At 45.4% G+C, this 14,951-nt stretch carries 13 protein-coding genes; 8 read left to right on the top strand and 5 right to left on the bottom strand.

What is annotated here, in order from left to right:
- Positions 1–115: 115 nt before the first annotated feature.
- The 6 genes from L5M18_RS03340 (at position 116) to L5M18_RS03365 (ending at position 7,383) form a co-directional block, all read left to right on the top strand.
- Positions 116–1,261: an HDOD domain-containing protein gene (locus L5M18_RS03340; protein WP_113939142.1), complete on the top strand. Its 1,146-nt coding sequence runs from the start codon at positions 116–118 to the stop codon at positions 1,259–1,261.
- 54 nt (positions 1,262–1,315) lie between these two features.
- Positions 1,316–2,227 carry an alpha/beta hydrolase gene (locus L5M18_RS03345; RefSeq protein WP_263195942.1) on the top strand — a complete coding sequence of 304 codons (912 nt, stop codon included), beginning with the start codon at positions 1,316–1,318 and terminating at the stop codon, positions 2,225–2,227.
- Positions 2,228–2,535: 308 nt separating this feature from the next.
- A complete protein-coding gene (locus L5M18_RS03350; protein ID WP_263195943.1) occupies positions 2,536–3,753 on the top strand; it encodes an aspartate aminotransferase family protein in 1,218 nt (405 codons plus the stop codon).
- Between the two features lie 127 nt (positions 3,754–3,880).
- Entirely contained in the window at positions 3,881–4,900 is a 1,020-nt protein-coding gene (astA, locus tag L5M18_RS03355) for an arginine N-succinyltransferase (protein WP_259561751.1), read from the top strand.
- Positions 4,901–4,909: 9 nt separating this feature from the next.
- Entirely contained in the window at positions 4,910–6,370 is a 1,461-nt protein-coding gene (astD, locus tag L5M18_RS03360; protein ID WP_173247537.1) for a succinylglutamate-semialdehyde dehydrogenase, read from the top strand.
- A gap of 209 nt (positions 6,371–6,579) precedes the next feature.
- On the top strand, positions 6,580–7,383 hold the full coding sequence (locus L5M18_RS03365) for a DUF1338 domain-containing protein (protein WP_263195944.1): 804 nt from the start codon (positions 6,580–6,582) through the stop codon (positions 7,381–7,383).
- 102 nt (positions 7,384–7,485) lie between these two features.
- On the opposite strand, the gene L5M18_RS03370 is transcribed toward L5M18_RS03365, so the two are convergent.
- The 4 genes from L5M18_RS03370 to crp all read right to left on the bottom strand — a co-directional run bounded on the left by L5M18_RS03370 (position 7,486) and on the right by crp (position 10,531).
- Positions 7,486–8,814 carry an ATP-binding protein gene (locus L5M18_RS03370; RefSeq protein WP_131523982.1) on the bottom strand — a complete coding sequence of 443 codons (1,329 nt, stop codon included), beginning with the start codon at positions 8,812–8,814 and terminating at the stop codon, positions 7,486–7,488.
- Positions 8,811–9,485 (bottom strand): response regulator transcription factor, encoded by a 675-nt coding sequence (locus L5M18_RS03375; protein WP_131523983.1) that lies wholly within the window; start codon positions 9,483–9,485, stop codon positions 8,811–8,813. The genes L5M18_RS03370 and L5M18_RS03375 overlap by 4 nt, the downstream gene beginning before the upstream one ends.
- Positions 9,466–9,813 carry a PepSY domain-containing protein gene (locus L5M18_RS03380; RefSeq protein WP_105250261.1) on the bottom strand — a complete coding sequence of 116 codons (348 nt, stop codon included), beginning with the start codon at positions 9,811–9,813 and terminating at the stop codon, positions 9,466–9,468. The genes L5M18_RS03375 and L5M18_RS03380 overlap by 20 nt, the downstream gene beginning before the upstream one ends.
- Positions 9,814–9,895: 82 nt before the next feature.
- On the bottom strand, positions 9,896–10,531 hold the full coding sequence (crp, locus tag L5M18_RS03385; RefSeq protein WP_006080082.1) for a cAMP-activated global transcriptional regulator CRP: 636 nt from the start codon (positions 10,529–10,531) through the stop codon (positions 9,896–9,898).
- Between the two features lie 431 nt (positions 10,532–10,962).
- On the opposite strand from crp, the gene L5M18_RS03390 reads away from it, so the two are divergent.
- Positions 10,963–11,742, top strand: a complete 780-nt coding sequence (locus tag L5M18_RS03390; protein ID WP_105250260.1) for a tetratricopeptide repeat protein — start codon at positions 10,963–10,965, stop codon at positions 11,740–11,742.
- Positions 11,743–11,865: 123 nt separating this feature from the next.
- Here L5M18_RS03390 and thpR read toward each other — a convergent pair whose 3' ends face one another.
- A complete protein-coding gene (gene thpR / locus L5M18_RS03395; RefSeq protein WP_263195945.1) occupies positions 11,866–12,411 on the bottom strand; it encodes an RNA 2',3'-cyclic phosphodiesterase in 546 nt (181 codons plus the stop codon).
- Positions 12,412–12,611: 200 nt separating this feature from the next.
- Between thpR and L5M18_RS03400 the strand changes: the two genes are divergently transcribed.
- Positions 12,612–14,831 (top strand): putative bifunctional diguanylate cyclase/phosphodiesterase, encoded by a 2,220-nt coding sequence (locus tag L5M18_RS03400; RefSeq protein ID WP_263195946.1) that lies wholly within the window; start codon positions 12,612–12,614, stop codon positions 14,829–14,831.
- The last annotated feature ends 120 nt before the right edge of the window (positions 14,832–14,951 follow it).

Consider the following 14,951-nt stretch of genomic DNA (forward strand, 5'->3'; position numbering starts at 1 on the left):
TTCTGCGACTTTGCATTATTGCTAAGATTAAGTGTATGTGCTGAAATTGTAATGATTTTGAGAGTTTGATTGTGTTGACGTCACTCGGGCATTAGCGATATAGGAAAGATTTATAGTGGCGATTTCGGTTGCGGGCGGTGTAAGACCCGGCAAAATTATAGAGATAGAACATAGACTCTATCAACAATTGATCCTCGGAAAGCAAAAAGCGAGCCCGACTCTTTTGGATGAACTCGACCTTGAATTAGAGGCCGATGCAAATAAGTTAGATGTTGAACGCGAAGCGATTTTGGTGCGTTTGATGAAACAAATTAAAGCTAAAGAAGTGTTTGAAGCCGTATCGAGCCAGTTGCATGAAACTGTCATTAACGCCATCGAGCATCAACTCGCGTCCCCTGAATCTGTTCTGGCTAAGTCAGATATCAATGAGTCGCAAATCCTCTTGCTGGAATTATTGCTGGCAAAAAATCTCGATGCAACGCGATTAAGACCACTGATCAGTAACTTAAGTTGGTTGTGCCGCGACTTAACCAACATGGTCAACAGCCCATCTTTTCGCGCTCGCCGGTCTCAGAGCTCAGATGTGCGGGTCACTGATATCAAATTAGTGATGAATTACATCGGTATCGAAAACCTTCGCACTATTATCCCTTACTTTTGTTTGCGAAATTGGCTTCCTAGTGGCAATGCTAAGTTGTTATGGACTACCCGTAAATTATGGCGCTACAGCATAGTCAGTGGCATAGCGGCAAATGCTTTAGCTCAGCTTCATAATACTGACTCAGCCTTGGTTTATAGTAGTGCCTTACTTAATCAGTTAGGCACATCCGTTGTATTGAGTTTAAGTGCCCGTTTATTCGACCAAACATGGGGATCTTGGATAAGAGAAGCCAGTAGCAGCCGTGATAAGGAAGTGTATGATGCGGTGATTGCCACTGAGTTTCCTGCTAAGGCCGTGTTTGAACAAGTGTTAAGCCATGGCCTTAAACTTAATTGGCAATTATTAGAGTTACTTAAGTTTGAAGCGAGTCCCTTAACTCGGTTGTTAAAGGAGTTAGACCAAACCTTAAGCTATCGAGAATTGTCGCTTCAGTCGGCATTAGTCGCGCGGGCAAACTGTTATGCTAAGGTGGTATTGCTCGAAGAAATGCGTCAAATCGATCCCCAAGAAAAGCGCTTAATGTTTGATTATTATGAGTTAACTGAGCAAGAAGTACTGCGCTTAAAAGCACAAAACTATAGGAAGTTAGATCTGCTGTAATCCTCGGTCTGCTACGTAGCGCCATGATTGCGGCGTTTAAGTAGAGGAAGGGATATGCCAAGCTGGCAAGCATCTGTACTAAATACCATTTTATCCTATGTCGCTAGGCCATCCATCAGTCGTGGACAGGCCAAAATGCCCTTAGCGCAAGTGCGTGAAAAGTTGCTTGAGCTTGATAGACGTTGGCTCCCTTGGCCGGATAAGTTAGTCAGCGCTACCATCCCCTTACAACACTCAAACTTGTTACATTATGTGCTTCTGAACGAACCTCCTCGCCTTGGAAATCTATTTTATATCCGTGGCGGAGGCTTCTGTTTTAAAACGCCCCATGCCCATGCAAGACTGGTCGCAGATATCTGCCAGCGTTGTCAATTAGATGCTTATATTCCTGATTATCGTCTCGCACCTGAGCATCCTTTCCCCGCACCATTTGATGATGTGCTTGAAGCCTATAGGCGGTTAATTGAGCTGAAAGGCACGGGGAATTTGATCCTCATGGGTGACTCGGCAGGCGGCAATTTAGCACTGAGTTTGTTGCTGGAATTAAAGCGTTTAGCCCTGCCTTTACCGACCGCCTGTATCTTGCTATCGCCCGCGTTAGACTTAGCACTTACGGGGGATACTGAGTTGATACTCGCAGCCGACGATCCCTTTTTCACCATAGAGGCATTGCTGCGCTTACGTGGCGCTTATCTTGCGGGGGCCGATCCTATGTCGGCAAAAGTTTCCCCCTTACAGGGGAACTTGGCAGACCTGCCGCCCATCTTAGTGATTGCGGGTACGCGGGAGTTATTATTACAGGATTCTGAACGTTTAGTCGCCCAAATAAAAGCCTGTGGTGGTGAGATAACGGGCTGTTTTTACCCTAACATGCCCCATGTGTTTCCCTTGTTCAATTTATTACCCGAAGCCCTTGAAGTGAGGTCGAAAATTGGTCATTTTGTGCTTTCACACTTGATTCGTTAAAATGGTGTAGTTATTCACATTCAGTGAATAGCTAGCAAAATGAGGGGTAAATAACTTTTTTTCTGACTAATTATGCTGTAAGCCACGGGCTTAACCGCTTGTATAGTTCTTAAACTGCAATCTTTATGCACTTTGGGTGGAAGTGCGTGGATTGATGTTTGTGAAAAACTGGTATTTTGATCACATTTTCGCTAATAATGGTTATTAATAGACACAAGCAATCCCAGTATCACTAACTCTAGATAAAGATACCTATGGGACTCTGACGGTGCAAGGCGCCGTTACACAAACACAAAGGACGAAGAAGAATGAGCGTTGATATGAAGTTGGACCGTGCCCAGTTTGACGCAGTGATGGTGCCTAATTATGCGCCTGCTGCCGTGATCCCTGTTCGTGGCGAAGGAAGCCGAGTTTGGGACCAAGAGGGTAACGAGTTTATCGATTTTGCTGGCGGTATTGCGGTAAATTGCTTAGGTCACTGTCATCCAGCCCTTGTGAATGCCCTTAAGACACAAGGTGAAAAATTATGGCATCTGTCAAACGTAATGACGAATGAGCCAGCCTTAGCATTAGCGACTAAATTAGTTAATAGCACGTTTGCCGACAAAGTGTATTTTGCCAACTCTGGCGCCGAAGCCAACGAAGCCGCATTGAAACTTGCCCGTCGTTACGCCTTAGAAAAACACGGCGTTGAAAAAGACGAAATCATAGCATTCGATAAAGCCTTCCACGGCCGTACCTTCTTCACCGTGAGCGTCGGTGGACAAGCTGCCTATTCCGATGGTTTTGGTCCTAAGCCACAGAGCATTACTCACCTGCCATTTAACGATGTTGCTGCATTAGAAGCTGCAGTAACGGACAGAACCTGTGCCATCATGCTTGAGCCGCTGCAGGGCGAGGGCGGTATTATCGATGCCGATCCTGCATTCCTAAAAGCCGTGCGTGAACTGGCTAACAAGCACAATGCGCTAGTGATTTTTGATGAAGTGCAAACAGGTGTGGGTCGTACTGGCGAACTGTACGCTTACATGGGTACTGAAATCGTGCCTGACATCTTAACCACAGCTAAAGCACTCGGCGGTGGTTTCCCTATCGCAGCTATGCTGACAACGGCTGAGATTGCTGAACATCTAAAAGTGGGCACTCACGGTTCTACCTATGGCGGTAACCCATTAGCCTGCGCTATCGGTAATGCTGTGTTAGACGTAGTGAACACCCCTGAAGTGTTAGACGGCGTTAAACATCGCGAGCAGTTATTGCGCGATGGTTTGAACAAAATTAATGAAAAATATCATGTATTTTCAGAAGTACGCGGTAAAGGTTTGCTGTTAGGGGCAGTTCTTAATGAACAATACCAAGGCCGTTCGCGCGACTTCTTGGTAGCCTCTGTCGCTGAAGGCTTAATGAGCCTGATGGCGGGTGCTAACGTGGTACGTTTTGCTCCTTCTCTGGTGATCCCTGAGGCAGATATTGCTGAAGGTCTAGCTCGTTTTGAACGTGCTGTGGCGAGCATAGCTGCCGCCTAAATGACCAAAGGAGTGTTGAATTTATTCGCACTCCTTTTTTGTCAGGGAATACTTACGTGCATCATTACCTGTCTTTTTGAAGAGAGGCGCCTTGATGCACGGCAAGCCAAAGTGAGGAGACACTAAGATGTTAATCATACGTCCTATTCAGGCTGGCGATTTTGAAGCCTTATATCAAATTGCCGAAGAGTCTGGTCATGGTTTTACGTCATTACCCGTGAATGCCGATTTGCTCAGACATAAAATTGCGCGAGCAGAAGCCTCATTCGTCAAAACCGTCGATGCGCCCTTCGATGAAGGTTATCTGATGGTGCTGGAAGATACCGACACCCGTGAAGTGGTGGGGACGTGCGCTATCGAAGCAGCCGTGGGAATGGAAGATGCTTTCTACCATTATCGACTCGGTACTGAAGTCTATCATTCCGAACAAATTGACGTACGTAACGAGGTCGAAACCCTCACCCTTTGCCATGATTACACTGGCGCCGCCGAGATGTGCACCCTGTTTTTGCGTGAAGCGTATCGCAAGGGCAACAATGGCCGCATGTTATCCCGCAGTCGCTTTCTGTTTTTAGCTCAACATGCGAAGCGTTTTGGCGAAACTGTGATTGCCGAAATGCGCGGTGTAAGCGACGCTGAGGGGCATTCACCTTTCTATGGCTGGCTGCAAAAACACTTTTTAGGCATTGATTTTATTCAGGCAGATTATCTTTCTGGTTTGGGCAAAAAGGCATTTATGGCCGAAATGATGCCACGAAATCCTGTCTACGTTTGTCTGTTGCCTGAAGAAGCGCAGAAAGTGATTGGCGAAGTGCATACCAATACCCGCCCGGCATTAAGTTTACTGCAGGCCGAAGGTTTTAGATGCCGCGGTTATGTGGATATTTTTGATGGTGGTCCAACGGTTGAGTGTCGTTTATCGGACATTCGCGGCGTGCGTGAAAGTCGTTTATTGACCGTCGATATTGGTGACATGGTCGAAGCCGACACTCAATTTATTATCTCAAATACCCAATTAGCCAATTACCGAGCGACGTCTGCCGCATTGGCCGTGGACGACAAATCCGAACATATCATCATTAGCCCTGAGCTGGCAGCGGGTTTGTTACTCGCAAAAGGCGATCAAATCCGTATTTTGGCAATGTAGGAATAACCAATGACACATTATATTCAAGGCCAGTGGCATGCTGGCAAAGGTCATGACGTGACCTCAATTAACCCTGCCAATGCACAATCTATTTGGACAGGTAAAACGGCCACTGCAGAACAAGTTAATGCCGCCGTTGATGCCGCGCGCGCCGCACAGTTTGATTGGTTTATGTTAGGTTTTGATGCGCGTTTAGCCATAGTTGAAGCGTATCGCAGCCAACTCGAAGCCAATAAAGCGGAACTGGCAGAAACGATTGCCCAAGAAACCGGTAAACCTCAGTGGGAAACCGCGACTGAAGTCGGCGCTATGATAGGCAAAATTGCTTTATCGGCTGCGGCTTACAATAAACGTACGGGCACTGAAGCCAACGATACGCCAGCAGGACGTGCGGTTATCCGCCATAAGCCCCACGGTGTTGTGGCGGTGTTCGGTCCTTACAACTTCCCTGGTCATTTGCCGAACGGCCACATAGTCCCTGCGCTGCTGGCGGGAAATACCGTGATTTTCAAACCTTCAGAGCTCACGCCTAAAGTTGCTGAGCTGATGGTTAGCCTATGGGATAAAGCGGGTCTGCCTGCTGGCGTACTTAACTTAGTCCAAGGTGAGGTTGATACGGGTAAAGCACTGGCTTCACACCCGCAGCTCGATGGTCTGTTCTTTACCGGTAGCTCACGCACGGGTCATTTTTTACATCAACAATATGCCGGTCATCCGGGCAAAATTTTAGCACTTGAGATGGGGGGTAATAACCCACTGATCATCAAAGGTGTGCAGGATATTAAGGCCGCAGTGCACGATATTTTGCAGTCGGCTTATATTTCATCGGGCCAACGTTGTACTTGTGCGCGCCGTTTATATGTCGAGCAAGGCGAGCAGGGCGATGCGCTGATTGCCATGTTAGTCGATGCGGTTAAACAGATTAAAGTCGGTCCTTGGAATGCGCAGCCACAACCTTTTATGGGCTCAATGATTTCTGAAACAGCCGCTAAGGGTATGGTTGCGGCGCAGGCGAATTTGCTGAACTTAGGCGGTGTGTCTTTGGTCGAGTTAACCCATCTAGAAGCGGGTACAGGCTTAGTGTCTCCTGGCCTTATCGATGTGACAGCGATCGATGCATTGCCGGATGAAGAATACTTTGGACCTCTACTGCAGCTAGTGCGTTACAGTGATTTCGATCAAGCGATCAAATTGGCTAACCAAACGCGTTACGGCTTGTCTGCGGGATTACTTGCCGATAGCCGTGAAGATTATGACTATTTCCTCGCGCGTATTCGTGCTGGCATTGTTAACTGGAACAAACAAATCACTGGCGCATCGGGCGCGGCACCTTTTGGTGGTGTTGGGGCTTCGGGTAACCACAGAGCGAGTGCTTTCTATGCCGCCGATTACTGTGCTTATCCGGTCGCTTCGGTCGAGGCTGATGCCGTGAGTTTACCCGCGACATTAAGCCCCGGTTTGAGCTTGTAAGCGGGTAGAGATTTGACTTTTATGCGGTAAAAAATATGTGGGAAAGAGGAGGAAGGACTAATGTTCTTCCTTTTTAATAACAAGCAGTAACGTTACTTGAGTTTCTACTGTGGGTATGTGTGACGCTACAACAGTGGCATTTAGGTCGTTACATTTAGTGTTCGCGGCAAAATAACAGCAATAACCGCAGCACAATAAAAGGAGTTTTTATGCATACCGACATCAACGCGTTATTTGCCGCCCTGTGGCAAGACTATATTCAAATGACCCCTTCTGCGGCAAAAGTGCACGCGTTGTTGGGTCATGGTAAGCCGATTATCAACGACCATATTGCCCTGCGTACTTTCAATATCGCTAAGGTGAATTTGGATGTACTCGCTAAGCATTTCATTTCGTTAGGTTATGTACCTTGCGGTGATTATAAGTTTGAACAGAAAAAACTGATCGCTAAGCATTTTGAACATCCCGACTCGACTCAGCCTAAAGTGTTTATCTCTGAGCTGTTAGTTGAAGAATTTAGCCCTGCGTTGCAAAAAACTATTCAAGGCTTAATCGCCCAAGTGGATGCTGCTGCGACTACCGCTGACAACTTTATTTACTCCGGCCGTCATTGGTCTTTAGATGCTAAAACCTATCAGGACTTATTAACTGAGAGTGAATATGCAGCTTGGGTAGCGGCTTTTGGTTATCGCGCTAACCATTTCACTGTGTCTATCAATCACCTCGACGGTTTTGAGACTTTAGAGTCAGTGAATGATGCACTGAAGCAAGCGGGCTTTGTGCTTAATAGTTCAGGTGGCGAGATCAAAGGTTCGCCAGAAGTCTTGTTAGAACAGTCTTCGACTATGGCCGATAAGATTGGTGTTGAATTTACTGACGCGACAGTGGAAATCCCAAGCTGTTTCTATGAGTTTGCACTACGTTATCCTATGGCTAATGGCGAGCTCTACACAGGCTTTGTGGCAGCGTCTGCCGACAAGATTTTTGAAAGCACTAATGTGAATAAAGTCTAACGTCCTCAAATTGCTTTCTGCATAAAAAAACGCCATCAATTCGATGGCGTTTTTTATGGATATTTCAAACAAGGCATTTAATACGATTGGCATAACCCGGGGCTAGCTAAAGGTCAGCTCGATCCTCAATCCACCTAAGCGAGTGCTGTGATTAAACTGCAGTTCAATCTCGTATTGCTCGGCAATTTCTTTCACTATTGATAATCCTAAACCGTGACCCATCACTGACTCATCAAGCCTTGTTCCTCTTTGTGTGAGCTTATCTAGCTCATCATCAGCAACCCCTGGACCATCATCATCAATACAAAGGCAGAGACGCTCTTGCTGACGCGATAGCTGAATGCTGACTCGGCTCTGGGCCCATTTAAAGGCGTTGTCTAGCAGGTTGCCTAAGAGCTCCATACCATCTTCCCTGTGAATAGGCAGTCTGAGAATGTTGGGATCGAGTTCGAAATCGCATTCAATGGATTTGTTGCGGTGAACCTTATTTAGCGTGTTGGCTAGGCTGTGTAAATCCCTAGGGATCACCAATTGCGCTGCGGGGAGCATGTCGCCAGTGATCCTTGCCGCCGCCAGTTTGCGCTCGACCATCTTGTGGATAGAATCCAGCTGTTGCTGCAAGGCAATGGCAGTTTCAGGATCTTTGAGGCCAAGAGCTTCAACCTGTTGCTGCATCACGGCAAGTGGCGTTTTGAGCCCATGGCTCAAATTACCTAAGTTATTGCGGCTACGTTCAATTTGCTTGGCAGTATACTCAAGTAGTTCATTATAGGTTTTTGCTAATGGTTGTACTTCGGGGGGAATATTATTGAGCTCCAGCGCGTTAATTTCCCCTTGTCTTAGCCGAGAAAGTGCGTGCTGTATGTGCTTAACTGGCTTAAAGGATTGACGTAGGATCAAGAATATCCCCGCGATCATAGCAACTAACATCGCCAGATTGACACCAAGCTTAGTGCCATAAACCTCGCTAAACACACGTCTACCGATACTCAAATCTTGCGCAACGGTTAAGGTGGCGCTGACATTGGCACTGCTGGAATTTAATCCCAGTGATAACAACTGCATATCGTTATTTTTTGGCCCTTTAGCCTGCCAGACGCGGGTTTGATTCGGTGCCAGTGGCTCGATATCTAACTGCATATCCCACAGGGAGCGTGAGCGAATCACTTCATTTGGCAGGTTAAGCTGAAAATAACGGCCTGAATAGGCGGGCTTGTAGAAACTGGAAAGCTGGCTTTGATCTATGCTGATCTCCCCATCGTGGATATGGGTTGCCAGCATGATATGTTCGAGATCTTCTTCTAAGCGATTGATAATAGAGTCGTGGAAGGCCTGACGTAGCATGGACTCAAACAGTATCAGTCCAATCACAGTACCTAACACGAGTAAGCCAGTTAACCATAAACTGAGCTTAGTGCGGATCGAGATCATTCAATAATGCCGTGGAAGATGTAACCTTGGCCGCGACGGGTTTCGATCGTGGTTTTACCCAGTTTCTTGCGTAGATGGGTGACATAAACCTCGACCACATTACTCTCTTTTTCATCGTCAAACTGATAGAGCTTATCGGTTAGCTGCGTCTTAGATAACAGCTTCTTAGGTGACATGAGGAAGATTTTTAACAGCCTAAATTCCATTGCTGTGAGTTCATACAGCTGCTCGGCCACTTTTACTGTTTGCTCTGCTTCATCTAAAACCACACCACCATAACTCAATTGTTTACTTGAGGTGTTTAGACGACCATGTGCACGGTGGATTAAAGCTTGGATTCGGGCCAATAATTCCTGGGCGTGGAAAGGTTTACCTAAGTAATCGTCGGCACCAGCATTAAAACCTTCTACTTTTTCATGCCATTGGCTGCGGGCCGTCAGCATGATGACTGGAGTGCTGATCCCTTGATTTCGCCAGCCTTCGAGCAGTTCGAGGCCGTTGCCATCGGGCAAACCTATGTCTAAGATTACGCAATCGTATTGGGTTTCTTTGATCAGATAATCGGCTTCAAGCGCTTTGTCTGTAATATCGGTTACATAGCCAGCGAGTTTGAGTTGTTTCTCCAGCTCGGTGACTAGCATTGGGTTATCTTCAACGAGTAACAGTTTCATGTTTTCGACATTCGCTCGGTAGTGCTATTGATTGATCGGCTTGACCATTAGTTGCATCAATACTGAGATTAACGATTTGGCCACGCTGAACTTTGATTTGCAAATCATAGCGCCATTTATGATCTTCTTGATAGAGATGAGCATCAATTAGTTCACCTTGGCAAAATTGATTCACTACGGCGAGTGTACCGTTTAAGGACAATATTTGCCCAGAGTTAACTAACGCCTTGGCTTGATAATGTTCTAATTCAATAGGTTCGGCATGCAAGATTATTGGATGCACCAGCGTGAATAGGCTGAAAAAACAGATTAAAAACAGCCGTTTCATTTGAGCTCCCCAATAAAAAATGGCCTAGAATTTATTCTAGGCCACTTTAATAAGGCAGGCTTAAATCAAGCTGAAGACTAACTTAACGGGTACCGTATACCACGATTGTCTTACCATGAGCTTGGATCAAATTCTGTTCTTCTAACATCTTCAAGATACGACCCACAGTTTCCCGTGAACAGCCAACGATTTGGCCTATCTCTTGACGAGTGATCTTAATCTGCATGCCATCAGGGTGTGTCATAGCATCAGGTTGTTTAGCCAGATGTAATAGAGTTTGAGCAATACGGCCTGCAACGTCTAAGAATGCAAGGTTACCCACTTTCTGGCTGGTACTTTGTAGGCGATAGGCCATTTGCGCAGACAGCTTCATCAGAATTTCAGGGTTAACTTGAATTAACTGTCTGAATTTCTTATATGAAATCTCAGCGATTTCACAAGCTTGCTTAGCACGAACCCAAGCGGTACGTTCGGCTTGTTCTTCAAACAAACCTAGTTCACCGATAAAGTCACCTTGATTCAGATAAGAAAGGATCATCTCCTTACCTTCTTCATCTTTAATCAATACCGCTACAGAACCTTTTACTATGTAATAAAGGGTATCTGAGTCTTCACCAGCATGGATAAGAGTGCTCTTTGCAGGGTACTTATGAATGTGACAGTGTGATAAAAACCATTCCAAAGTTGGATCAGGTTTTGGCTTACCAATCAGAGCCATGTTGGTGTTCCTCGATTGATTAAAACGAAAGTAAGAGTATTCTAAATAAGCATTTTACGTCAATTAAACTCACAAAAACTTGATGGAAGTCTTAGTTTAGAATAAGTGAATAAATGCAATTAACCATCTAAAATTAGAGCTTATTTTGCTACTTTAGTGATTTAAGTCAACTAAATCGATATGAAACTCGCTGGATTCACTTAACTCTGTCGAGTTAATCACATCTTACCAGTCTATTTCAGCAGTTTTATTATAGATTATGAATAAAATATGCCACTAAATTACACAATAACATGTTTCACTTTTTAAATTTGACATTCCATTTGGCTTAGCTTCCCCCATTATCCTGAGGTTTGTGTGTATTTAGGCTCGACTTATGGGGTTAATTCTGGCTAACTTTGAGGGCAGTTGTTTTTAAGAGAGGTAAGCAAGTGAAATACAGATTATGGGTTTTAGGTGCAGGTTTAAGCTTAACAATAGGGCTGAGCTCTGCGGCGCACGCATTTTCTATCCCGCAGCCAGCAGCTGAACTTGCGGCCAGTAAGTTTGTGCATATTCAAGTGACGGCAGAGCAAGGTGATGCCGATGCCCAATTTTTGCTGGGATTAATGTATCTCTCTGGACGTTTTGTGTCGCAAGAAGTGCCGACTGGATTGCACTGGATCTCACTTGCCGCCGAACAACAGCATGAAAAAGCGCAGCAAACCTTAGCGGATCTGTCATTTGAAGGCCAATTGATCAAGCGTGACTTGTCAGTCGCTGAGCATTGGTATAAAGCGTTGAGTGAGCAGGGCAGTCGTTGGGCTCAATTCCGTTTAGGCTTTATTTATGCGTCTGGCGGTGACGGTGTGCAGCGCAACTGCGGTAAAGCGGTCGAGCAATTTTCCCAAGTGGGTGATGATGTTGCTTTGGGCAATGTGGCGTGGATTTTAGCAACTTGCCCAGAAGCAGAATATCGTGATGGCAATAAAGCGGTCGAGTTGTCCTTAAAATTACTCAAAGTGAATGAAAACGATCCTACAAATCTTGATAATTTAGCCGCGGCTTATGCGGAGTTAGGCGATTTTGGTGCTGCTATTTCGACGCAGCAGAAAGCGATCGAAGCGTTGAAAATGAATGCTGAAATGACTAAGACTGATGAGTTTATGCTGCGGTTACAAACCTACGAGCAAAAGCGTGCCTATCGCGAAACCTTACGTTTACTCGAATAGGTATTTCTTTATCATCGCTCTCTAGTTAACTGCTATTTTTTATTCTAGTATTGATTAATGCATTGATTCATAAGTTTAAAAATAAAGCCTGAGTGGATACTCGGGCTTTTTTTTTGATTAAGGTTAACCGAGTGTCCAAGAATTTAGGATGTGATATTCGACACCCGTGCTTGTGCTTTTTGAATGGTATAAATGCAAATTATTGGGCGTGAACGTCAGCGTATTCATACCTTTGAGTTGCAATAAAGCTGCTTCATCAAGTATCCATTGTTTTGCTTTTCTAAATAAACTGATGTGCGGGCAAAAGCTGTGCTCACTTCGATGTAATTGCAGTCGGTCGGCAATTTCTTGCGTCTGTTTAGCGAATTGCGCTAACGGAGGCTCAATATCATCGCCTTTCAAGCAACATACTTGCGCATTGGGCCATACATCGAGCTGGTTAAGCCGAACGCTAAATCTTGGCTTCACTAAGCGGTCAACCGCATCAAGGAGGGCGATTTTTTGCTCGTTGTTAGCTTGACCCATAAAGCAGAGCGTTAAATGCAGATTGCTGACACTCACCGCTTTCGCCTCAGGATTAAGATGGCATATCAATTGCTGCTGCAATTCACTTAGATATACCCTTTGACTATCTGTGGGAGCGAAGCCGAGGAATAGCCTTTGTTGCATCGGTTTATCATCCTTTGGGTGCGCCTAATATGGATTATCTCAGCGAACACTTTGACGTTAAGCGCATTTGAGCGTTAATCTAGCTGTTGAATTTATCAGCTAATTTGTGACTCAAGCAGACGTTTAATTCACTGTGAGCCTATACTTAATACACGTCGATAATACCTTAAATGGATTTTTAGGTAAGGAAGATACTTTTCATGTCAGTAGGTTTAGCTAATCCACTCCAACAGGCTTTGGTCAGTATTTTTAGTGAATCCCCGCTAGAAACCTTAGAGCAGAATGTTGACAGAGCGCTTGAGACTATTACTTTGCAACTGCATTGTGACGGGGTATTTGTATTAACCGGAAGCCAGTCACTGGATCGTTTACGCACACGTAATCTGTATTTAAAACCTCAATTTGCCCAAGGCCAACAGACACGAGTCTGGCCCTTGGCACGAATGCCATTTTTTCGCTCTCTTGTCCGTACTCCGCGTCTATTAAATCTGGCTGATGTGAATACCTTGCCTGCCGATGCTCAGGCTGAGCGAGCTTTATTAAGGGATTGGGACGTTAAGAGTCTATTAGTATTGCCGCCAGTCGTGTTTGGCGAAACCCGTATTGCGCTGGGCGCGGTGAATTGCTCCGAGTGTTGCGAATGGAGCGAAGAGTTTATTCAGGAATTTAATCATGCCGCTGTGATGATTGGCTCGGCGATGGAATTGACGCGTATTGCTTTAAGCATGCTTGCCAGTGAACATAAATACTGTGAAGTATTCAACCAGTTGCCCTTAGCTTGCGCCTTGTTAGATAAGCATGATCAATTGACTATGCTGAATAAAGTCGCTCTGCAAACCCTGCCAATTCAACATGGCTATGATTTATTCGACATGGTGCGTGAGGAAGAACACGCCATGCTAACCGATACCTTACATGTGGTACGAGAAGGTGTGCTCGGTCAAGCTTGGTGTGAATTACCTTTAAAATCAATTCATCAATTAACTTGGTTAAAACTGAGTTTTAGCCAGATTAGCGGCGATAAAGATACTTTAGTCATGATTGCCGAAGATGTCAGTGAAAAGTACCGCTTAGCCGATGAGTTATCCTTCCATGCCAATTATGATGCACTTACGGGTTTACCTAATCGGCTACATTTCGAAGCCCTATTAGAAAACCTACTACATGCCCATGACGATATGCCTATTTGCGTGGCGTTTCTCGATTTAGACCAATTCCAAGTCATTAACAATATCAGTGGCCATCAGGCGGGCGATAAGCTGCTTTGCCAAGTCGCATTACGTTTGAAACAGCTCGTACGTAAAGGCGATATAGTTGCCCGTTTAGGGGGCGATGAGTTTGGTATCCTGATGCATTACTGCAATGTGGACTCTGCGAAACAGATTGCTAAGCGGATTTGTACCCAGTTAGCAAATCATGAGTTTATTTGGGAAAGTCGTAGTCACAATGTCAGTGTCAGTATGGGGATTGCTAGGCTAGATAAAAAATCTGCCGATATTTATACCGTCATGAGTCAAGCTGACGCTGCTTGTCGATTGGCGAAGGATCAAGGCCGAAATGGTTGGCATTTATACAGTGCGAGCGATCCTAAAATGAACCGTCTCTACACCGAGATGATGGCCTCTGTAGATATCGTCGGCGCACTCGCGTTAAACCAATTTGAGCTTTATTTTCAAAGCATAGTGCCGTTAAACCGCGAGGAAACTGGCTTACATTTAGAGATCCTACTGCGTATGGTGCAGACTAACGGCACTATAGTGTCTCCTGCTATCTTCTTACCCGCCGCCGAGCGATACAACTTGGCTTCTAAGGTTGATCTTTGGGTGATCGATAATTTGCTCAAGTGGGGTGGTAGTCATTTAGATATTTGGCAGCAATTGGATCTTGTGTCTGTGAATCTGTCGGCAACCTCTTTGGGCGATCATGAGTTTATGAATTGGCTAGAAATGCGTTTGATGGCCGAACCTGAGCTGGTGGATAAGCTTTGCATCGAGATCACAGAAACCGCGGCTGTGAGTCAGCTTGATCAAGCGACAAAGTTACTCGAGATACTTCGTCCGCTCAATTGTAAATTAGCCCTCGATGATTTTGGTGCAGGCTTTTCTAGCTTTGCTTACCTTAAGCGCCTCAATGTGGATTTTGTAAAGGTTGATGGCCAATTTGTCGTCAATATTTGCGAAGACTCTGCGGATCAGGCGATCGTAAAATCCATCTGCCAACTTGGTCAAGATATGGGGTTTGATGTGGTTGCTGAATTTGTCGAATCCCAAGAAATAGGGTGGAAATTGCAAGCCTTAGGCGTCGACTATGCTCAAGGTTACGCCATCAATAAACCGATACGCTTAGCTGAACTACAGTCAGGGCTCAGTCAACCTTGGCTCGAAAAGCGTGAGATTTTTGCTCCCTATCCACAGCTGTAATCTTGGGCATGGCAGCCTTGAGCTGTTACTTATGTCAGCACTGACTTGATAATGTTTGCTGTGAAATGGTACTCAAAGCCGATTGTTAGTACACTGACGCCCTGTCTTGGCCGCTGATGT

It is taken from the genome of Shewanella sp. SM20 (assembly GCF_025654545.1).
Classification (GTDB): Bacteria; Pseudomonadota; Gammaproteobacteria; order Enterobacterales; family Shewanellaceae; genus Shewanella; species Shewanella oncorhynchi.